Here is a 20,338-nt window from a genome sequence, read left to right as displayed (position 1 = left end):
AGTGGGGAGGTAAAACCATGAAATGGTATACGTTGGTTGATCAAGATACATGCATTGCTTGTGGAGCTTGCGCAGATGCTGCCCCAGATGTATTTGACTACGATGAAGAGGGGTTATCATTTGTCATCTTGGATCATAATCAAGGTGTCGCCGAAATTCCCGAGGAACTTATTGAAGATGTTGAAGATGCCTATGATGGCTGCCCGACCGATTCTATTAAACTTTCTAATGAACCTTTTAACTTCATTCAGAAAAATTCCACCACTTGTAAAAGTGCGGGATGACGGCAGCTGTCTTGCAAAATTCCAGCAGATGCTTCATAGGAAGGGCAAGTGAGTGTCCGGATTATGGGGCGGCAGTCATAACCAGCGGCCATTGAAAAAATGAAAGCTGTTCCTGCTAAGGTTGCTGTCATCGTTTTTTCGTGTCACGTTTCGCCTGCACTGCGCTTTTTGTACATGGTAATCACGCCAAGAAATTATAAATGAAACGGTAAAAAATATGTACTAAATATAGAAGGAACTTGGGGTATGATATTCGATTGATTCCAATTCTACAATGTTGGGAGGAAATGAGCTGATGCAACATATAGTGGTTATCGGTGCGGGCGTTATGGGCCGGGGCATCGCTTATGTGGGAGCGGCAGGGGGATTCCGCGTAACGGTGGCGGATGTTAGCCTTTCTGCTTTAGAAAGCGCCGAAAATGAAATCAATGCCACTTTTGAAAAGGGAATTGCTCGTCATAAGATAACGGAACAATGGGCTTATGAATCCAAAAATCGCCTAAAATTTGCAAGCAGCCTGGAAGTAGCGGTTACCGAAGCGGATTTAATCATAGAAGCGGTTCCGGAAAAGGCCGACATAAAAAAACAAATATTTGAAATAATGGAAGCATATGCACCAAAACATTGCTATTTTGCCACCAATACATCCACGATGAGCCCAACCGAGATTGCATCGTATGCGATGCGGCCGGATAAAACCATTGCGATGCATTTTTTTAATCCAGTACATAAGATGCCGCTTGTGGAAATAATCCGTGGTCTGGAAACGAGTGACAAAACAACAGAGGTTATACAGGAAGTGGCACAAAAAATGGGAAAAGAAATGGTTATCATCAACGAGTTTCCGGGGTTTGTGACGAGCAGGATTTCGGCGCTTGTCGGGAAAGAGGCATTTTATATGCTTCAGGAAGGACTTGGTTCACTTGAGGAAATTGGTAAAGCGATCAAACACGGATTACATTATCCAATGGGTCCATTCGAACTGGCAGATCTCGTAGGCTTGGATACAAGGCTGAATAACCTTCGCTACCTCTATGATAAGCTTGGTGAGAAATATCGTCCGGCGCCCCTTTTAGAACAATATGCAAAAGCAGGGAGGCTTGGCAGAAAGACGGGCAAAGGTGTTTATGATTATACAGGGGATGGTATGGTGGAAAAAACATGAAATAAATCGTCATGGCTCATGCTGCCCGGACACCGATTGTGCGGTATAGAGTACCTGGAAAAGTTTCGGTCAGGATTTTAGGGGAGCCATTGTCATCCAGCCTGCGGAAAGACATCCTAAACGATTTAACGAACATATTCTGCTGAACCCGAAGGGCCTGTACGAAACACTTTCTGAAAAATGCGACCAAGTCAAATTTGAGAACGCGAATCATAACAAAAATGGCGGACGAATGTTTATGAAATAAAAAAGCGGGAATCAACATATATATGCAATGATGTAAATAGGAGTGAGGCAGGGGATTGCAGTGATTGTTAAAAGCATATTATAATGATAAAAATTGACTATGCGCCTTGGGATGCAAGTTTCCCCAAGGGTCTTTTTATTGCGTTTTGCCCTTCACAAAAAATATAAAGTTTCCTTTCAAACTTTAATGCGCTAAAACAAAAAATATGTTACTATTAAAAACAAATGGTGAAAGCGTTTGCTTTTTTTGTTCAGGGAGTAGAAAGTACGCACTGTTTTATGGAGTTGTCATTATATGAAAATAAACAGTTTTCTCCCCAGGGAGGGATACATTTTGGAACAACGTTTTATGTGGAAAAACAAACATATACGTGAACAAGCGGCTATTATAGATGGTAAACAATCACCGACCTTACTGTTAAAAAACGCTCGTTTTTTGCATTCGGTCCTTCGTCAATGGGTGAATGGGAATATTTGGATTCATCATAATCGCATCGTTTATGTGGGAGAGGCTCTTCCCAAAAAAACGAATGGGACAGAAATTGTCGATTGTTCAGGGTTGACGCTTGTTCCAGGCTATATAGAGCCGCATTCACATCCCTATCTGCTCTATAATCCTCAATCGTTGTCGCGTTATGCTGCGCAAACAGGCACAACGACGTTAATCAATGACAACCTTTTTCTGTTTTTACATTTACCGAAAAAGAAAGCGTTTTCACTTTTAGGGAAATTATGGGAGTGTCCTGTTACGATGTATTGGTGGGCGCGCTATGATGCCCAAACTGTCCTAAATGGAGAAGAAATGATTTTTTCCAACAGAGATGTCAAAGAATGGATTGAACATGATAAGGTGATCCAAGGCGGGGAGTTGACAGGTTGGCCCCAGCTTTTGGATGGCGATGATTTAATGCTTTACTGGATACAAGAAACAAAGCGGATCGGCAAAAAAGTCGAAGGGCATTTTCCGGGCGCTTCCGACAGGACCTTGGCGAAATTGATGCTTTTTGGAACGGATAGCGACCATGAGTCGATAACAGGGGAAGATATTTATAAGCGGCTGATGCACGGTTATACCGTTTCATTAAGGCATTCCTCTGTTCGTCCCGACTTGCCTGTTTTACTAAAGGAAATGAAGGAGCAGGGGATCGGCCAGTATGATTCCATGGTGCTTACCACCGATGGATCAACTCCGTCATTTTACAAACAAGGAATGTCGGATATGATGGTTCGCATAGCAATTGAAAGTGGTGTGCCTGCTATTGATGCCTACCATATGGCTTCTTATAATGTGGCAAAGCATTATAACCTGCAACATTTGCATGGAATGATTGCAACGGGAAGAGTGGCAAGTATCAACTTTTTGGAAAATGAACAGCAGCCCACCCCAATCTCTGTCTTGGCAAATGGTCAGTGGGTAAAAAAATCTGGTAAAAAAATTGTTGTAGATGAAGATATTTGCTGGAAAGATTACGGAATAGAGCCATTTTCATTCGATTGGCAATTAACGAAGGAAGATTTGGCGTACTCCATGCCTTTTGGTATTCAAATGGTCAGCAATGCAATCACAAAACCATATTCCATTACACGAGATGTGTCTGACGAACTGCCCGCTGACAGCGACGAGTGCTTTTTCATGCTGCTTGACCGGCAGGGAAAGTGGAGAATCAACACATTGCTGAAAGGATTCGCCCGTCATGTAGGGGGATTCGTTTCTTCCTTTTCAACAACTGGCGATATTATCTTGATTGGCAAAAACAAACAAGATATGCTGCTGGCTTTTGATCGAATGAGAGGGATTCAAGGCGGGATCGTCCTAGTGGAAAATGGTGTCATTATTCATGAAATCCGCTTGCCTCTTCTCGGCATCATGTCAAACAAAGATCTTCCGGCGCTTATGGAAGAGGAAGCGGAGTTAATCAGATTGCTTGTAGAACGGGGCTATCCTTATTCAGATCCTGTTTATACGTTATTTTTTCTTTCTTCCACCCATCTCCCGTATATTCGCGTTACTCAGCGCGGAATGTATGATGTGAAGAATAAAACGGTACTTTTTCCGACGTTAATGCGTTAAAATAGTCTGGGAAACGAAAATTTACATCATTAGGGGATGGGACTTTGAAAATGAACAAATGGATCATCGTATGTTGTGCAGCTATTATGATTGTTTCTGCATGCAGTAAAAAAGATGGCGATGAACGCAAGGAACAACCTAAAGTGGAGAAACAAAAAGCTGCGGAACAATTTCCTTTGACAGGGATGGAAGCAAAAAAAGATTCATCACAGCGTGCTATAGCTATAACTGTGAATAATCATCCGAAAGCAAGGCCGCAAAGTGGGCTTGCCGAGGCAGATATTGTTTATGAAGTGCTCACGGAAGGGGCGGTCACACGATTTTTGGCGATTTATCAAAGTGAAAAACCGGAAACCGTCGGTCCCGTTCGAAGCGCAAGGAAATATTTTATTGATCTGGCTAAAGGGTATGACAGCTTATATATTTCACATGGCTACAGCCCCGAAGCGAAGCGGATGCTTGAGAACGGAGTGATTGATAATATTAACGGGATGCGGCATGATGGAACCCTGTTTAAACGGGTAGGCTTTCGAAAGGCGCCCCATAATTCCTATATTACTTTTGACAAAATTGAAAAACAAGCAGCGGATAGCGACTTTGAAATGGATAAACCGCCGAAGCCGCTGGCATTTTTAAAGAAAGAAGAAGTTGAGTCATTGGATGGCGAAAGTGTTTCAGATATGACGATTTCTTACAGCAAGGACGCGGTTTTTGCCTCTGCATTTTCCTATGACGCGAATAAGGAAAAATATACGCGCTCAACAGGGGGAGAGGAAATGGTTGAATATGAAACAAACGAGCCGGTGCTGTTTGATAATGTTATAGTGGTTGAAGCTGCCCATCATGTTGCCGATGAACAAGGGCGTAAAGAAATTGCTCTCGAGTCGGGAGGCGAAGCCTATGTTCTCCAACATGGAATCAAAAAAGAAGCCGAATGGAGAAATGAGGATGGGCGAATTGTGCCATATGAGGATGGCCGCCCTGTCAAACTTGTCCCGGGAAAAACATGGATTAGTATTGTGCCCGAGATGGCGATTGTCTCTTTCGGAGAAAAGTAATTGAAGGAGAATTTATGATGCAAATAGAGAAGTTACGTGGAAAAGCACTTGATCAACTTTTTAATGCCATCTTATCATTAAAGGATTTGGAAGAATGCTACCGTTTTTTCGATGATTTATGCACCATTAATGAAATCCAATCACTTTCCCAGCGCTTGGAAGTAGCAAGAATGCTGAGGGAAGGAAATACGTATCAAAAAATTGAAAAGGCGACAGGAGCCAGCACAGCTACCATTTCACGTGTCAAACGCTGCCTTAACTATGGGAATGACACGTATGAAATGGTGTTGAAACGTCTCTATGAAGAGGACCGCGACGAATAACAAGTCGCGGTTTTTCTTTATGTAAGGAATCTCATAGGAAATCCGAATGGCGTCTTATTTCACTTTTCATGAACATATTGTTTTATGCTCTCTCTCCAAAGGATATATCCTTCACCTGTTAAATGGATTCCATCGACCGTATATTTGTCAGGCAACTGGTCGTTTTGGGAAAAAGCGGAATAGAGGTCAATATATTGTACACCGGTTTTTTTCGCTAATGCCTGCAAATCTGTGTTCATTGTTTTTATTGTATCGTTGCTTAGTATGTTGCCATACTTTTTGTTATTGACTGGAAGCAAACTTTGTATAAAAATGTCTGTTTTGGGTGATCTGGATTGGATGCTTGTGATTATTGTGGCGTAATTATGAATGGTTGCCGAAACGCTTTTCCGACTCTTCAGGTCATTCACCCCAATGAGAATAAAGATTTTTTTGGGCTTCGCCTCTATAATGTGGTCCAATCGTTTGAGCACTCCTGCTGTTGTATCCCGGCCGATCCCACGATTGATGACAATTTCTTCTGGAAAGAGCTCACTCCACTCTGTTCGAAAGGTAAGGCTGTCTCCCAAGAACACGATAGAGTCGGGAGGAATGGTGAGTTCGTTAAATAAAGTGGTCCTTTCCTGGTAGTGAAATCCTGACCTTTTCAAATTATTCGGCTTTTCTAAGCCTGCGTTCACTCCAACTATCCCATCAAACTTAATGAAAATAAAACCGATTATGAATAGGAGTAAAATGTTCGCTCCGATGGAGATGAAAAGCGTGCGTTTCGTGTGTTGTTCTTTCATGATGCACCCCATCATATAGAAGTTTATGGTACAAGATTACCATATTTACATAAAACTTTACATAAATTTCAAGTGTGTACCAATTTTTACAAACTCATTTTTCTGAACGACGCCTTGGTTATTTTTCATTGGGGAAAAGGATAGTGATCCATTTCACTGTTTAAATACAATATTGCCGCTATCCCGCAGATACGATGAGAGGGTTACGAAGAATCATAGGTAGAAGTTCCTCTGCTAAAGTACATTTTTTCGCCCCGTGTTCCGAATCGTATTAAACCGTGAAAGCATTTCTCAAAACGTATTTGAACTTAATAGCAAGTAAAACGATCTTCAGATTGTCGTTTATCCGAACAGCGGTGGCAACCGGATTCGATGAAGTCAGGAAGCACTAAAACTCTTGATGAATTTGCAGCGGATCATAAAGCAATAACCAATTTTTAGCATCGGCATCAGGCAAAACAGTTTAATCTGCTATGTGATCAGCTCTGCTTTTCAGCATTATGAGGCGTTCATTTTTACCGTTGAAAATATTCGTTTTTCAATTCGGAGATTTGAACCGATAATGATATAATAGTGTACGGAATTGGAGAATGGAGGACATTGACGTGTATGATGTCAGGAACTGGCGCCATGTTTTTAAACTGGACCCAAATAAAGAGTTAGCATCTGGCGATTTGGAAAAAGTATGTGAATCCGGCACTGATGCCATTATCATTGGCGGCACGGATGGAGTGACACTGGACAATGTACTGGATCTCATGTCCAAAGTACGGCGGTTCACTGTGCCTTGTGTGTTGGAAGTGAGCAATCTTGAATCCATTACGCCAGGATTTGACATATATTTTGTACCGACTGTTTTAAACAGCCGTGATGTGCGTTGGATAACAGGCTTACATAAAGAAGCTATCAAAGAATATGGCGCACTTATTGATTGGGAAGAAGTGTGCATAGAAGGTTATTGCATATTGAACGCAGATTGCAAGGCTGCCAAGATGACAGACGCCAATACGAACCTTTCTGCGGAAGAAGTAGCTGCCTACGCCATGATGGCGGAAAAATTGTTTTGTATGCCCATATTTTATTTGGAGTATAGTGGTACATATGGGGATCCGGAACTTGTGAAGGCAGTAAAAGAGGAGCTTTCCAAGACAATGTTATTTTACGGAGGGGGCATTTCGACAGCTGAGCAGGCGGCGGAAATGGGCGCTCATGCTGATGTTATTGTTGTTGGAAATGCTGTTTACGACAATTTAAAAGAAGCGCTGAAAACAGTTCGATCTGTAAAATAAACATGCTATAATAGGAACGGATGTTCCTGATAAGGTGGTGGATCTTGTGCAATTTTTAACAGAAAACTTGCTCGAAGGATTGAACCGAAAGCAAAAAGAGGCTGTCAAAACGACGGAGGGACCGCTGTTGATCATGGCCGGAGCAGGTAGCGGAAAAACTCGGGTTCTGACTCATCGTGTGGCTTATTTAATGATAGAAAAAGGGGTCAATCCATATAATATTTTGGCGATTACATTTACAAATAAAGCTGCAAGAGAGATGAAAGAGCGGATTGGGCACATAATGGGAGATTCAGCGCAGAATGTTTGGATCTCAACGTTTCATTCAATGTGTGTCCGGATGCTCCGCCGCGATATTGACCGGCTTGGATACAACCGAAACTTTACGATTTTGGATACGACAGACCAGCTTTCGGTGATCAAAAACATTTTAAAAGATGTAAACATCGATTCGAAAAAATTTGACCCAAGGGCGATCCTCGGGGCGATCAGCAATGCGAAAAATGAACTGATTGATGCGGATGAATATAGCAAAAGCGCCGCTGGATACTATGAAAAAACGATCAGTGATGTGTATGTGGAATACCAGCGCCGTTTAAGAAGGAATTCCGCCCTTGATTTTGATGACCTGATTATGGTGACGATCCAGCTTTTTGAGAGAGTGCCGGAAATATTGGAATACTACCAAAGAAAATTTCATTATATTCATGTGGATGAATACCAAGATACAAACAGGGCGCAATACACACTCGTCAAACTCCTTGCTGCCCGCTTTAAAAATTTATGTGTGGTAGGGGATTCTGATCAGTCGATTTATAGATGGCGCGGGGCGGATATCGCCAACATTTTATCGTTTGAAAAAGACTACCCTAACGCAAACGTTATTTTACTTGAACAAAATTATCGCTCCACAGGGAAGATTTTAGAAGCGGCCAATGAAGTGATTAAACATAATGTAAACCGCAAACCGAAAAACTTGTGGACCGATAATGATGAAGGGAAAGAAATTGTTTATTATAGGGCGGAGGGTGAAAAAACGGAGGCCCAATTTGTGGCCGGTAAAATTAAAGAGCTGACAGAAGCTGGGAAGCGTTCCCGCTCCGATATCGCTATTTTGTACCGGACAAATGCCCAATCCCGCGTGATTGAAGAAGTATTGATGAAATCAAATATTCCATACAACATCGTCGGGGGTACGAAGTTCTATGATCGAAAAGAAATTAAGGACTTGCTAGCTTACTTGCGCTTGATCGCAAACCCTGATGACGATGTAAGCTTCCAGCGCATCATCAACGTGCCAAAGCGTGGGATTGGCGCAAGCTCTGTTGACAAAATTTCAGCATATGCCAATGAACGGGATTTATCCATGTTTGAGTCACTCGGTGAAGTTGATTTTATCGGACTGAGCGGCAGAGCGGTGAACTCGGCAGCCGCCTTTTATGATATGATGAAGAACTATTCGCAAATGCAGGAGTTTTTATCAGTGACGGAACTTGTTGAAGAAGTCATTGAAAAATCCGGATATAGGGACATGCTGAAAGCCGAAAAGACATTGGAAGCAGAAAGCCGCTTGGAAAACATCGAAGAATTCTTGTCTGTTACAAAAAGCTTTGAAGATCAGAACGAAGATAAAAGCCTGGTTGCCTTTTTAACGGATTTGGCACTTGTTGCAGATATTGATCAATTGGACGATGATGGGGCTTCTTCAGATGCTGTGACCCTTATGACGCTTCACTCAGCGAAAGGATTGGAGTTCCCTGTCGTATTTTTGGTCGGTATGGAAGAAGGAATTTTTCCTCATAATCGCTCTTTGGTGGATGAAGAAGAGATGGAGGAAGAGCGCCGGCTTGCCTATGTTGGGATTACACGGGCCGAAGAGGAGCTTTATTTGACGAATGCTGAAATGCGCACTCTTTATGGCCGCACAAATATGAATCCGCCCTCCCGTTTTATTGATGAAATCCCGGATGAACTAGTGGAAATGATTGTAGAAGTGGATAACAAACGGATTTCTTTTGGGTTTGAACCGAGTAAAAAAGCCTATCGACAGGTTGTCAGGCCGGAACCGGCTTCTGAAGAAGGACAAACCCAGTGGAAGGTCGGAGATAAGGCCGAACATAAAAAATGGGGAGTCGGAACGGTTGTCAGTATAAAAAATGAAAATGACAGTGTGGAATTGGACATCGCTTTTCCAAGTCCGATCGGGATCAAACGCCTGCTTGCCGACTTTGCTCCAATCAAAAAAGTTTGACCCGGGCGCTCTCCCTAATGTAAAAACGCTTTTAGAAAGGGCTGTTGAGATGGACCGTAAGGCCGCTGAAAAACGGATCAAGGAACTGCATAATCTATTAAATCAATATAATTATGAATACCATGTTTTGGACAATCCATCCGTCCCTGATGCGGAATATGACCGGCTTATGAATGAATTAATCGAGATTGAACAGCGTTTTCCCGACCTTGTGGTCCCTGAGTCGCCTTCCCAGCGGGTGGGTGGTGAAGCACTTTCCGCATTCGAAAAGGTGGAGCACGAGTCTCCGATGTTGAGCCTTGCCAATGCTTTCAGTGAAGAAGATTTGCGTGATTTTGACCGCCGCGTCCGCCAGGCAATCGGTGAAGACTATGCATATGTATGCGAGCTGAAAATAGATGGATTGGCTGTATCGCTGCGGTATGAGGATGGGCTATTCGTTCTGGGAGCAACGAGGGGCGACGGAACGGTTGGCGAGAATATTACGGCCAATTTAAAAACGATCCGTTCCATTCCGCTCAGATTAAATGAAGAAGTAACCTTTGAAGTGCGCGGAGAGGCCTTTATGCCGCGCAAGTCATTTGAGCAATTGAACAAATTGCGGGAAGAAAAAGGAGAAATGTTGTTTGCCAATCCGCGAAACGCGGCCGCCGGTTCGTTGCGGCAACTTGATCCGAGAATTGCCGCTTCCCGCCATCTGGATATTTTTCTATATGGCATAGGCAATACAAGAAATTTGGCTGTTGCTACCCATAGCGAATCACTGGAGCTTCTTTCCCGTTTGGGACTAAAAGTAAATAAAGAATGGAAGAAATGCCGTAATATAGATGAAGTAATCGCATATATCGAATCCTGGACTGAAAAGCGGCCTTCCCTCCCATACGATATTGATGGAATTGTCGTTAAAGTCGACTCCCTGGAGCAACAGGAGCAGCTCAGCAGGACGGCCAAGTCGCCGCGCTGGGCGATTGCTTATAAGTTCCCCGCAGAAGAAGTCGTCACGCAACTGACCGATATCGAATTGAGTGTTGGCAGAACAGGTGTTGTCACTCCAACGGCCAAATTGATTCCTGTCCAGGTAGCGGGCACGACCGTTCAACGAGCTTCCCTTCATAATGAAGACTTGATCCGCGAAAAAGATATTATGATCGGTGACTGGGTTGTTGTCAAAAAAGCTGGTGACATTATTCCGGAAGTTGTTCATGTATTAACGGAAAGACGAACAGGCGAAGAGACTGTTTTTCATATGCCGAAGCATTGTCCGGAATGCGGGAGTGATCTTGTGCGGCTGGAGGGCGAAGTGGCGCTCCGCTGCATCAACCCGAAATGCCCTGCTCAAATGAGGGAAAGCCTGATTCATTTTGTCTCCAGAAATGCGATGAACATCGAAGGACTCGGAGAAAAAGTTATTGGGCAATTGTTCTTGCACGGTCTTATCAAAGATGCGGCGGATATTTACTTTTTGAAAAAAGAAGAGTTGTTAAAGCTCGAACGAATGGGTGAGAAATCCGTCAACAACTTACTTGAAGCTATTGAGAAATCAAAGAGCAATTCAATGGAAAAACTGCTATTCGGTCTGGGCATCCGTCATGTCGGTGAAAGAGCGGCGAAAATCTTATCCGAGCATTATGGAACGCTCGATGATTTGATGAAAGCGACAGATGAGGAATTGCAATTGATTCCGGAAATAGGTGAAAAAATGTCGGATGCGATCGTGACTTACTTTGGCAGTGAAGAAGTGAAACAACTGATCGATGAATTGAAAGCTGCCGGAGTCAATATGACTTATCGCGGACCGCGGCCATCTTCGCAAACTGATGTCGAGTCCATTTTTGCCGGAAAAACAATTGTTTTGACAGGAAAACTGGAAAAATTGACACGTGGAGAGGCAAAGGAAAAGATTGAAATGCTCGGAGGAAATGTCACCGGCAGCGTAAGCAAAAAAACAGACTTGGTCATTGCCGGCGAAGATGCGGGCTCAAAACTGGCAAAAGCTCAGGAACTGGGCATCGACATTTGGGACGAAGAAGAATTTTTGGAACAACTTGAACACTAAAGGTGGATAATAAGACATGAAAAAATGGCTTTCACTTCTAATGGCAGGTGTATTGCTGACAGGATGTGCCCCCGGTTTTAACAACAATTCGGAAGGCTCCAAAAAAACAAAAGACGATCAAAAGGAGGCTTCCATCATCCCGAATTACCAAATGTCCGACTCATATCGGACAACCTTGCCTTTTGAACCAAGCAAGGCAAGAGGATTGGTCGTATCGAATTTAAATTCCCGTTACGATATTAATGAATTCGAGAACGGTTTGATGAGGATTGCAAAGGAGGAATTTTCTCCAGATAAGTATGTATTCCAGGAAGGCCAGCATCTGGACAAAGATACGGTAAGCCTTTGGCTGAATCGGAAGTTTACGAAGGAACAGTTGAAGGAACGCGGGCTGAAAGAAGAACAAAATGTTGGATTGAATCCATTAAATGATGGCAAAGGTTCAGTGGAGGAACAAAATCAAAAAAACCCGATTTATTTAGCCCATATTTTAGAGCATAATTATTTGATTAAAAACGACAAATCGGTCAAGCTGAGCGGCGTTGTTGTGGGGCTCGCCCTCAATTCCGTCCACTACTACCAGAAAGAAAAATACGGGGCGACATTTGAACCGGAAATTTCCCGCGAGAAAATGACGGAGGAAGGGAAAAAGATTGCAGAAGAAGTCGTCAAAAGGATGCGAGGCATGAAAGGGATGGAAAGTGTACCGATTGTCGTGGCGCTTTTTGAGCAAAAAGGCAAAAACTCCGTTGTACCCGGAAACTTTTTTGCTTATGCAAAGGCTGGGGAAGGCAGCGCCTCTTTGGGAGGGTGGAAAGATATTAAAGAAAAATACGTCCTTTTCCCATCCGATGAAGCCGAGAAAAACCATCGGGACGATCTTACCTTTTATTTAAGATTTAAAGATGATATCGAAAAATATTTTCCAAACTATAACGGAGTAATCGGAAAGGCCTTTTACAAAGACAGCCAGCTTGTCGATTTAAAGATCGAAATTCCGATTCAGATGTTTGGCGAAGCTGAAATTATCGGATTTACCCAATGGGCGGCGTCGCTTGTCATGAACCATTTTCCCGATTATATCAATGTCGAAGTGGACATTACATCAGTGAACGGCGCCGAAGCGCTCATTGTGAGAAAAGCAGGGGAAAAAGAACCGTTTGTACATGTTTATTAAGGATGGGCAAGAGCGGAAGTACCGCTTCTTCTTGCCCGATCCGAACTTTTTTTGATATGATCTATATTATTGTAAGTGGATCGAAAAAAACCGGAGGTGGTAAAATGTCTGGAATTTCCAAAGAACAAGTGTATCACATCGCAAATTTGGCCCGTTTGAAAATAAATGAAGAAGAGGCAGAGCAATTTACGAACGAGCTTGATCAAATCTTGCAAATGGCAGAAATATTGAACGAGCTCGATACTGCCCATATTGAACCGACTTCACATGTATTTGACCAAAAAAATGTCATGCGTGAAGATGTTCCGGATAAAGGGCTTTCTCTTGAAGAAGTGATGAAAAATGTTCCGGAGCATGAAGACGGTCTTATTAAAGTTCCTGCGATTTTGGAATAAGGAGGGAAACTTATGTCTATATTCGATCAAAAGATAAAAGATGTCCATGAACTCTTACATAAAAAAGAAGTATCCGTTTCCGAACTTGTTGAGGAGTCTATTCAGCAGATCAACAAGGTAGAAGAAAAAGTGAAAGCATTTATCACTGTAGATGAGGAAAAGGCGCGGCAGCAAGCAAAGGACCTTGACGAAAAAGTTGGGACAGAAGCTAGCAGCCATCCGCTATTCGGTATTCCGTCCGGCATAAAAGATAACATCGTCACGAAAAATCTTGTCACTACGTGCGCCAGTAAAATGCTCGAAAACTTCGACCCCATTTATGATGCCACGGTGATGGAGAAATTAAATGAGAAAGGCGCCGTCACAATTGGAAAGATGAATATGGATGAATTCGCGATGGGTTCGACGACTGAAACATCCGCTTTTCACCCGACTTTCAACCCGTGGAATCCTGAATTTGTTCCCGGCGGTTCATCAGGAGGTTCAGCAGCGGCAGTGGCAGCAGGCGAAATTATGTTTTCGCTTGGAAGTGATACAGGCGGTTCCATTCGTCAGCCGGCGGCTTTTTGTGGCGTCGTTGGATTAAAACCTACATACGGGCGTGTTTCACGATCAGGGCTTGTTGCGTTTGCGTCTTCCTTGGACCAAATCGGACCCATCACAAGAAATGTGGAGGACAACGCAATCGTCATGGAAGCTATTGCCGGTCACGACCATCGGGATTCCACTTCCATTGACCAAGAGGTGCCGAATTATTCGGCGGCGCTGAGCGGTGATATAAAAGGCTTGAAAATCGCTGTTCCAAAAGAATATCTTGGAGATGGCGTAAGTGAAGCATCAAGGGAATCTGTTTTGGCGGCATTGAAAGTATTGGAAAGCCTTGGGGCGACTTGGGAAGAAGTATCCCTCCCGCATTCAAAATACGGAGTAGGTACATATTATATCTTGACTTCATCGGAAGCATCATCGAACTTGGCCCGGTTTGACGGAGTGCGTTATGGATACAGAACCCCTAATCCGGAAAGCTTAGATGATTTATACAAGAAAACCCGTGCCGAAGGATTTGGCGATGAAGTAAAACGCCGCATCATGCTCGGGACATTTGCGCTCAGTGCCGGCTATTATGACGCGTATTACAAAAAAGCCCAGCAAGTACGCACCCTGATCAAGCAAGACTTTGATCATATTTTTTCTGAATATGACGTCATTATCGGGCCTACTACCCCGACACCCGCTTACAAAATGGGCGAAGTGATCGATGATTTGTTAACCATGTATGCCGGCGACTTATTAACAATACCTGTAAACTTGGCCGGTGTTCCGGCAATTTCCGTTCCATGCGGTTTTACAAACGGATTGCCTTTAGGCCTACAAATTATCGGCAATTATTTTGATGAAAAAACCATTTACCGCGTTGCTCACGCGTTCGAACAAGCGACAGACTATCATAAACAAAAACCACAATTGTAAGGGGTGAAAATGAAATGAACTTTGAAACGATCATTGGACTGGAAGTACACGTCGAGTTAAAAACAGATTCAAAAATATTTTCGCCTGCACCAAACCATTTTGGTGCCGAGCCTAATGCGAACACATCAATTGTTGATCTTGCGTATCCGGGTGTGCTCCCTGTTTTAAATAAAAAAGCGGTAGAATTCGGTATGAAAGCGGCTATGGCATTGAATTGCGAAATTGCCACAGTAACAAAATTTGACCGGAAAAACTATTTTTACCCCGACAATCCGAAGGCTTACCAAATTTCCCAGTTGGACAAACCGATCGGGCAGAACGGTTGGATAGAAATAGAAGTAGAGGGAAAGAAGAAAATAATCCGGATTAACCGGGTGCATCTTGAGGAAGATGCGGGCAAGTTGACACATACGAACATGGGGTATTCCCTTGTCGACCTAAACCGTGCCGGCACGCCGCTTATCGAAATCGTGTCGGAAGCGGATATGCGCAGTCCTCAAGAAGCGTATGCCTACTTGGAAAAGTTAAAATCAATTGTCCAATATACGGGTGTTTCCGATTGTAAAATGGAGGAAGGCTCGTTGCGCTGTGATGCCAATATCTCCCTTCGCCCAATTGGACAAGAAGAATTCGGGACGAAAACCGAATTGAAAAACTTAAACTCATTTAACTTCGTGCGCCGGGGCCTTGAGTTTGAGGAAAAGCGCCAGGAGAAAGTTCTTCTGTCAGGCGGTGTCATTTTACAAGAAACCCGCCGCTACGACGAATCTACTGGGGAAACGATTCTCATGCGTGTCAAGGAAACAGCGGACGACTACCGTTATTTCCCTGATCCAGACTTGGTTGATCTCTACATTGACGATGAGTGGAAAGACCGTGTCCGCTCTGAAATTCCAGAGCTACCGGATGCCCGTAAACAGCGCTATGTCGAAGAGCTCGGGCTGCCTGAATACGATGCGATGGTACTAACACTTACGAAGGAGATGTCCGATTTCTTTGAAGCGACGATTGCTGCCGGGGCGGACGCAAAACAAGCTTCTAACTGGCTCATGGGTGAAGTGTCTGCCTACTTGAATGCCGAGCAGAAGGAGCTTCATGAGGTCGCGTTGACACCAGAAGGGCTTGCCGGGATGATTAAGCTCATCGAAAAGGGAACCATCTCTTCAAAAATTGCGAAAAAAGTGTTCCGGGAACTCGTGGAAAATGGTGGAGATCCGGAAAAAATCGTCAAAGAAAAAGGCCTCGTCCAAATTTCTGACGAAGGAGCCCTTTTGAAAATCATTGGCGAAGTTCTCGACAACAACGCCCAGTCCATTGAAGACTTCAAAAATGGTAAAGATAGGGCACTCGGCTTCTTGGTCGGGCAAGTCATGAAAGCGACAAAAGGCCAGGCAAACCCGCCGCTTGTCAATAAATTGCTCGTTCAGGAAATCAATAAACGGTGAAAAGGAAGAGGCTGTGGCACAACTAAATCAGCTGATGAAAAAACGAACAATACAGTGAAACGTCATTCAGCAGGCGTTTTCTTCGATCTCCTACTGAATGTTAGTTGAACGAATCGGGCACCTTACATGCGGGATAAAGTGAAACTTGGGACTGTCCGAAAAGTAATAATGGAGCTTGAAAAGGAAAAAAATAAAACCTAAGATTGCCGTAAAATCAACATTCTTGGGTTTTACTTTTTAATGCATTTGCTCTAAATTGGACTTTTTAGACAGCCCCTTAGTTGAACGAATCGGGCATTTAGGGGCCGTTTCTCCCTCTTAGACCTTTAGTATTCAACTCAAGTTGTTGAAGTGGGAGTATACGGCACCTTACATGCCGGATAAAGTGAAACTTCATTCAGTAGGTCTCCTACTGAATGTTAGTTGAACGAATCGGGCATTTAGGGGCCGTTTCTCCCCCTTAGACCTTTTGTATTCAATTCAAGTTGTTGAAGTGGGAGTATACGGCACCTTACATGCCGGATAAATTGTCCCAGTGTATCATACGCAAGCTTTTAGCGTAGTCAACATATGTAGACTCCTGCGGGAAGAATAGCTCGAGCTGAAGATCCCGCAGGAAAGCGAACTTTGCTTTCCAAGGAAGCTGAAGAGACCTGCGGAAAGCGAAATATGTTGACGTAGCGAAGATAGGAATTTTTTTCACACAAATAAACCGAACAATTATAAATGAATTGTTCGGTTTTTCTATTTCGTATTTGCTTATGTCCCAGTCCCTTTTGAGATTACAGCGCAGAGATTTATGCAATTCAGTAAAAGTTTAATGAGGCAACATACGCACTCTACTTTGGACCTCGATTGATTATGGATATATGATTACACTTAAAACTTGAATAAAGGCTATATTTGTGTATAATTTTACCTAATGAAATAAGGTAAATGTTTTCTAGGGTTCCGTAACAAAGTATGTTAGCCTGGACCAAGAGGAAACTCGCAGCTCTGCTGTGTCACGGAAGGATAAAAGCCTGGGAGATACTGTTTAACAGTTATCTCTTAGGCTTTTTTTTTGCGTTATGGAAATCATCAAAATGGAGGGTGTCGGTGAAATGAATACAAGCTGGATTAAAGTAGTTATTGCTGCTGTATTTGAAGTCTTTTGGGTTATTGGATTAAAACACGCAGATAATTTTGCGACTTGGACAGGGACGGTTATTTCTATTGTTGTCAGTTTTTATTTAATGATTATGGCAGGCAGAAAACTTCCTGTTGGAACGGTCTATGCGGTATTTGTAGGTTTGGGTACAGCAGGGACGGCTTTTTCAGATATTGTATTTTTTGATGAACCATTTAATATAACAAAAATCATTTTGATACTGGTTTTATTAGCAGGCGTAATCGGCTTGAAATTAGTGACTAAAGACAACGTTAAAGAAGGAGCTGAATCTTAATGGCATGGGCTTCCTTAGTAGTTGCAGGCTTGTGTGAAATATTGGGTGTTTTAATGATAAATAAGTGGCATAAAGACGGCAATTGGCAATCGCTGGCATTGTTAATTCTTGGATTTGGAACAAGCTTTCTTTTTCTTGCACATGCAATGAAAACATTGCCCATGGGAACAGCATATGCGATTTGGACAGGAATCGGTGCATCCGGTGGAGCTATATTAGGAATGTTTTTTTATGGTGAATCAAAAAATTGGAAAAGAATTATTTTCATTGCAATGATCTTAGGGGCGGCTATTGGTTTAAAGCTGATCTCGTAAAATGATGACATTGTGGTGGATGGTGCTGATAAAATGCTTCATCTCTTACATTGTAGAACCTGCATTCAATGAATCATTTCGAATAATGGACAAACATCCATACAGGGTGGATGAGGCCAATGGATGCTCTTTTGCAACTCATAGAGTAACGTTCATTTCTAATCTCCAAACAGGTTAATGAATCCGAATGGAGAGATTTATGGTGTTTTTCACAGCGATGAAGGCTACGGAGGAGGGCAAGCTTATTTTAGTTTGGAAGCTTGTTCTTGTTGGAAAAAATGTTTGAATCCACTTGAAACACGTCATGATGATTACGATATGGGTTTGCAGCATGATAATAGGCAAATGGCGAATTCAGTATTGGGTTCTTGCAAGTGGCTGTGTAATGAGCAGGGCATGTTATAATAAATACAGATTGGAATACACCGCCAAATTGGGAGGTGAGAACGGATGGAAACAGTTGTCGAGCAATATTTGCATCATTTACGGTTAAAAACAGAACCTCCAACCATAAATTACTTGCAAAGGCTCATCCAACACCATCTGTCGATCGTACCTTACGAAACGTTTAGCAAGTTTTATTATTATACACATGGTTCGGAGTTTGTCCCTTCTTTACCCCTATTTGTTAAAAACTTGACGGAAAAGGGGTGGGGCGGAACATGCTTCACACTCAATATTAATTTTTCCCGCCTGCTGGCTGAGCTTGGCTTTCACTGTTCACTCGTCAGAGTAAACCCATCTCATTTGGCGATTATGGTCAAAATAGCCGGAAAACGCTTGTATGTGGATGTGGGCTACGGGTCTCCCATCATGAAGCCCATTGAATTGGAAGCAAAGCACCGTCACATATTGCACGGTTTCGGAGAAGAGATCATTTTCACAAAAGCCGGCTCCGACAAGTATGAAATTGACCGTAGATCAAATGGAAAGTCATTTATCAAAAAGCAGATTGATTGGGAACCGTTGTCGGAAGAAGAGATAACGGCTGATATAGATGAATCGTACGATGATCGGGATGAAAACATTACCATGCGAAGAATTACAGCCGTTCGGTTTAATGGTCATCAATGTTTTTTTCTGCGCAACGACACGATGAAAGTCATGACACTCCGGAATATTAGTGAAATTCGTCTTCACAATCCGGACAGATGGATGAATTTAATCCAGGAAGTTTACCAGATTGATAAACATTCGACAGCATATGCTCTCGCCTTTTTGGAAAAACGTGGTATAAACATATTTTAAAAAATATTGAGATAAATTCAAACTTCACTACATGTCATAAAGAAATCATGCTTTTTTTCTACAAAACTCCCCAAAATTCTACCAAAATATTAAACATTTACCAATTTAAGTGCTTATGGTAGGATGAAAGTATGAGTTCCTAAAAAAGGGAGTGAAAAAATGAAAAAAAAGCTGATTATTCCCGGTTTGTGTTTTGCAGCCCTGTCGACAACCGCGTTTCAAGAGGCCGTTCAGGCTGCAGAACCATCAAGTGTTTTAAAGTCTCAAAATGAGAGCAAAATTGTCTCTGTGAATTCCGGCTCTGTACTCAATCTTAGGAGCACGCCATCGACGAGCGGGTCAGTCATCGCCCGTCTGTCCAGAGGTACAAAAGTCTCAGTGTTATCAGAATCCAACGGCTGGGCAAAAGTGACAGCGAACGGTAAGACCGGCTATGTAAGCAGTCAGTATTTGTCGAGCCAGTCAAGCACACCACCAGCGCCTAAACCGAGTCCTTCTGCTCCAGGAAAAACGACAACGAAATATGTGTCGGTAAATCCTGGCTCCAATTTGAATCTCAGGAGCACGCCATCGACGAGTGGGTCAGTCATTGGCAGGGTGTCCAATGGTACAAAAGTCTCGGTGTTATCAGAATCCAACGGCTGGGCAAAAGTGACGGCGAATGGTAAGACCGGCTATGTAAGCAGTCAGTACTTGTCGAGCCAGTCGAGCACACCAACAGCGCCTAAACCAAGTCCTTCTGCCCCAGGAAAAACGACAACGAAATATGTGTCGGTAAATCCTGGCTCCAATTTGAATCTCAGGAGCACGCCATCGACGAGCGGGTCAGTCATTGGCAGGGTGTCCAATGGTACAAAAGTCTCGGTGTTATCAGAATCCAACGGCTGGGCAAAAGTGACGGCGAATGGCAAGACCGGCTATGTAAGCAGTCAGTACTTATCAAGCCAGTCGAGCACACCAACAGCGCCTAAACCAAGTCCTTCTGCACCAGGCAAAACGACAACGAAATATGTGTCGGTAAATGCCGGCTCCAATCTGAACCTGCGGAGCACAGCGTCAACGCGTGGTTCGGTCATCGCCCGTCTGTCCAAAGGTACAAAAGTCTCAGTGCTATCGGAATCCAACGGTTGGGCAAAAGTGACAGCAAACGGCAGGACCGGCTATGTAAGCAGTCAATACTTATCAAGCCAGTCGGGTTCGGCCACTCCGAGTCCTTCGGCCCCAGGAAAAACGATAACGAAATATGTGTCGGTAAATGCCGGCTCCAATCTGAATCTCAGGAGCACAGCGTCAACGCGTGGATCAGTTATCGG

The 20,338-nt window shown here is 43.2% G+C and carries 17 protein-coding genes and 1 riboswitch; of the genes, 16 read left to right on the top strand and 1 reads right to left on the bottom strand.

All coding sequences use genetic code 11. The features are described from left to right. Positions 1 to 17: 17 nt before the first annotated feature. The 5 genes from JOC94_RS19275 to JOC94_RS19255 all read left to right on the top strand — a co-directional run bounded on the left by JOC94_RS19275 (position 18) and on the right by JOC94_RS19255 (position 5,147). The gene (locus JOC94_RS19275; protein ID WP_077110035.1) at positions 18 to 284 is read left to right on the top strand and encodes a ferredoxin; all 267 of its coding nucleotides are present in this window, start codon (positions 18 to 20) and stop codon (positions 282 to 284) included. Between the two features lie 274 nt (positions 285 to 558). Further along, on the top strand, positions 559 to 1,449 hold the full coding sequence (locus JOC94_RS19270) for a 3-hydroxyacyl-CoA dehydrogenase (RefSeq protein ID WP_328799813.1): 891 nt from the start codon (positions 559 to 561) through the stop codon (positions 1,447 to 1,449). Between the two features lie 577 nt (positions 1,450 to 2,026). Next, a complete protein-coding gene (locus JOC94_RS19265; protein WP_171973814.1) occupies positions 2,027 to 3,766 on the top strand; it encodes an adenine deaminase C-terminal domain-containing protein in 1,740 nt (579 codons plus the stop codon). A 50-nt stretch (positions 3,767 to 3,816) separates the two neighbouring features. Next, a complete protein-coding gene (locus JOC94_RS19260; RefSeq protein WP_077110073.1) occupies positions 3,817 to 4,824 on the top strand; it encodes a DUF3048 domain-containing protein in 1,008 nt (335 codons plus the stop codon). Between the two features lie 17 nt (positions 4,825 to 4,841). Beyond that, the gene (locus tag JOC94_RS19255; RefSeq protein ID WP_077110037.1) at positions 4,842 to 5,147 is read left to right on the top strand and encodes a YerC/YecD family TrpR-related protein; all 306 of its coding nucleotides are present in this window, start codon (positions 4,842 to 4,844) and stop codon (positions 5,145 to 5,147) included. Between the two features lie 59 nt (positions 5,148 to 5,206). On the opposite strand, the gene JOC94_RS19250 is transcribed toward JOC94_RS19255, so the two are convergent. Further along, positions 5,207 to 5,935, bottom strand: a complete 729-nt coding sequence (locus JOC94_RS19250; protein WP_171973808.1) for a GDSL-type esterase/lipase family protein — start codon at positions 5,933 to 5,935, stop codon at positions 5,207 to 5,209. Positions 5,936 to 6,540: 605 nt separating this feature from the next. On the opposite strand from JOC94_RS19250, the gene pcrB reads away from it, so the two are divergent. The 11 genes from pcrB to JOC94_RS19195 form a co-directional block, all read left to right on the top strand. Then, positions 6,541 to 7,224, top strand: coding sequence for a heptaprenylglyceryl phosphate synthase (gene pcrB / locus JOC94_RS19245; protein ID WP_077110038.1), 684 nt, complete (start codon positions 6,541 to 6,543; stop codon positions 7,222 to 7,224). A 46-nt stretch (positions 7,225 to 7,270) separates the two neighbouring features. Further along, a complete protein-coding gene (pcrA, locus tag JOC94_RS19240) occupies positions 7,271 to 9,475 on the top strand; it encodes a DNA helicase PcrA (protein ID WP_077110039.1) in 2,205 nt (734 codons plus the stop codon). A gap of 49 nt (positions 9,476 to 9,524) precedes the next feature. Continuing rightward, complete coding sequence (gene ligA, locus JOC94_RS19235; RefSeq protein ID WP_077110075.1) at positions 9,525 to 11,531, top strand: NAD-dependent DNA ligase LigA; 2,007 nt, start codon at positions 9,525 to 9,527, stop codon at positions 11,529 to 11,531. Between the two features lie 16 nt (positions 11,532 to 11,547). Then, a complete protein-coding gene (locus JOC94_RS19230) occupies positions 11,548 to 12,708 on the top strand; it encodes a CamS family sex pheromone protein (RefSeq protein ID WP_205180108.1) in 1,161 nt (386 codons plus the stop codon). A gap of 104 nt (positions 12,709 to 12,812) precedes the next feature. Continuing rightward, entirely contained in the window at positions 12,813 to 13,103 is a 291-nt protein-coding gene (gatC, locus tag JOC94_RS19225; RefSeq protein ID WP_077110076.1) for an Asp-tRNA(Asn)/Glu-tRNA(Gln) amidotransferase subunit GatC, read from the top strand. A 12-nt stretch (positions 13,104 to 13,115) separates the two neighbouring features. After that, positions 13,116 to 14,573, top strand: a complete 1,458-nt coding sequence (gatA, locus tag JOC94_RS19220) for an Asp-tRNA(Asn)/Glu-tRNA(Gln) amidotransferase subunit GatA (RefSeq protein WP_077110041.1) — start codon at positions 13,116 to 13,118, stop codon at positions 14,571 to 14,573. A 14-nt stretch (positions 14,574 to 14,587) separates the two neighbouring features. After that, the gene (gene gatB, locus JOC94_RS19215) at positions 14,588 to 16,018 is read left to right on the top strand and encodes an Asp-tRNA(Asn)/Glu-tRNA(Gln) amidotransferase subunit GatB (protein ID WP_077110042.1); all 1,431 of its coding nucleotides are present in this window, start codon (positions 14,588 to 14,590) and stop codon (positions 16,016 to 16,018) included. A gap of 932 nt (positions 16,019 to 16,950) precedes the next feature. Further along, positions 16,951 to 17,049: riboswitch (guanidine-I (ykkC/yxkD leader) on the top strand. 72 nt (positions 17,050 to 17,121) lie between these two features. Further along, the gene (locus tag JOC94_RS19210) at positions 17,122 to 17,463 is read left to right on the top strand and encodes a DMT family transporter (RefSeq protein WP_077110077.1); all 342 of its coding nucleotides are present in this window, start codon (positions 17,122 to 17,124) and stop codon (positions 17,461 to 17,463) included. After that, complete coding sequence (locus JOC94_RS19205) at positions 17,463 to 17,777, top strand: DMT family transporter (protein WP_077110043.1); 315 nt, start codon at positions 17,463 to 17,465, stop codon at positions 17,775 to 17,777. The genes JOC94_RS19210 and JOC94_RS19205 overlap by 1 nt, the downstream gene beginning before the upstream one ends. Positions 17,778 to 18,227: 450 nt before the next feature. Further along, positions 18,228 to 19,025 carry an arylamine N-acetyltransferase gene (locus JOC94_RS19200; RefSeq protein WP_077110044.1) on the top strand — a complete coding sequence of 266 codons (798 nt, stop codon included), beginning with the start codon at positions 18,228 to 18,230 and terminating at the stop codon, positions 19,023 to 19,025. A 159-nt stretch (positions 19,026 to 19,184) separates the two neighbouring features. Beyond that, a partial coding sequence (locus JOC94_RS19195; protein ID WP_205180106.1) for an SH3 domain-containing protein occupies positions 19,185 to 20,338 on the top strand: 1,154 nt, incomplete at its 3' end.

Source organism: Siminovitchia thermophila, from assembly GCF_016909185.1.
GTDB classification, from domain to species: Bacteria; Bacillota; Bacilli; order Bacillales; family Bacillaceae_C; genus Siminovitchia; species Siminovitchia thermophila.
This window is presented reverse-complemented; position numbering and strand designations above follow the sequence as displayed.

What these genes read in the sequence shown, in the direction of transcription:
- JOC94_RS19275 (WP_077110035.1), top strand. Translation starts at nt 18, where the DNA reads ATGAAATGGTATACGTTGGTTGATCAAGATACATGCATTGCTTGTGGA.
- JOC94_RS19270 (WP_328799813.1), top strand. Translation starts at nt 559, where the DNA reads ATGTTGGGAGGAAATGAGCTGATGCAACATATAGTGGTTATCGGTGCG.
- JOC94_RS19260 (WP_077110073.1), top strand. Translation starts at nt 3,817, where the DNA reads ATGAACAAATGGATCATCGTATGTTGTGCAGCTATTATGATTGTTTCT.
- JOC94_RS19255 (WP_077110037.1), top strand. Translation starts at nt 4,842, where the DNA reads ATGCAAATAGAGAAGTTACGTGGAAAAGCACTTGATCAACTTTTTAAT.
- JOC94_RS19250 (WP_171973808.1), bottom strand. Translation starts at nt 5,935, where the DNA reads ATGAAAGAACAACACACGAAACGCACGCTTTTCATCTCCATCGGAGCG.
- ligA (WP_077110075.1), top strand. Translation starts at nt 9,525, where the DNA reads ATGGACCGTAAGGCCGCTGAAAAACGGATCAAGGAACTGCATAATCTA.
- JOC94_RS19230 (WP_205180108.1), top strand. Translation starts at nt 11,548, where the DNA reads ATGAAAAAATGGCTTTCACTTCTAATGGCAGGTGTATTGCTGACAGGA.
- gatC (WP_077110076.1), top strand. Translation starts at nt 12,813, where the DNA reads ATGTCTGGAATTTCCAAAGAACAAGTGTATCACATCGCAAATTTGGCC.
- gatA (WP_077110041.1), top strand. Translation starts at nt 13,116, where the DNA reads ATGTCTATATTCGATCAAAAGATAAAAGATGTCCATGAACTCTTACAT.
- gatB (WP_077110042.1), top strand. Translation starts at nt 14,588, where the DNA reads ATGAACTTTGAAACGATCATTGGACTGGAAGTACACGTCGAGTTAAAA.
- JOC94_RS19210 (WP_077110077.1), top strand. Translation starts at nt 17,122, where the DNA reads ATGAATACAAGCTGGATTAAAGTAGTTATTGCTGCTGTATTTGAAGTC.
- JOC94_RS19205 (WP_077110043.1), top strand. Translation starts at nt 17,463, where the DNA reads ATGGCATGGGCTTCCTTAGTAGTTGCAGGCTTGTGTGAAATATTGGGT.
- JOC94_RS19200 (WP_077110044.1), top strand. Translation starts at nt 18,228, where the DNA reads ATGGAAACAGTTGTCGAGCAATATTTGCATCATTTACGGTTAAAAACA.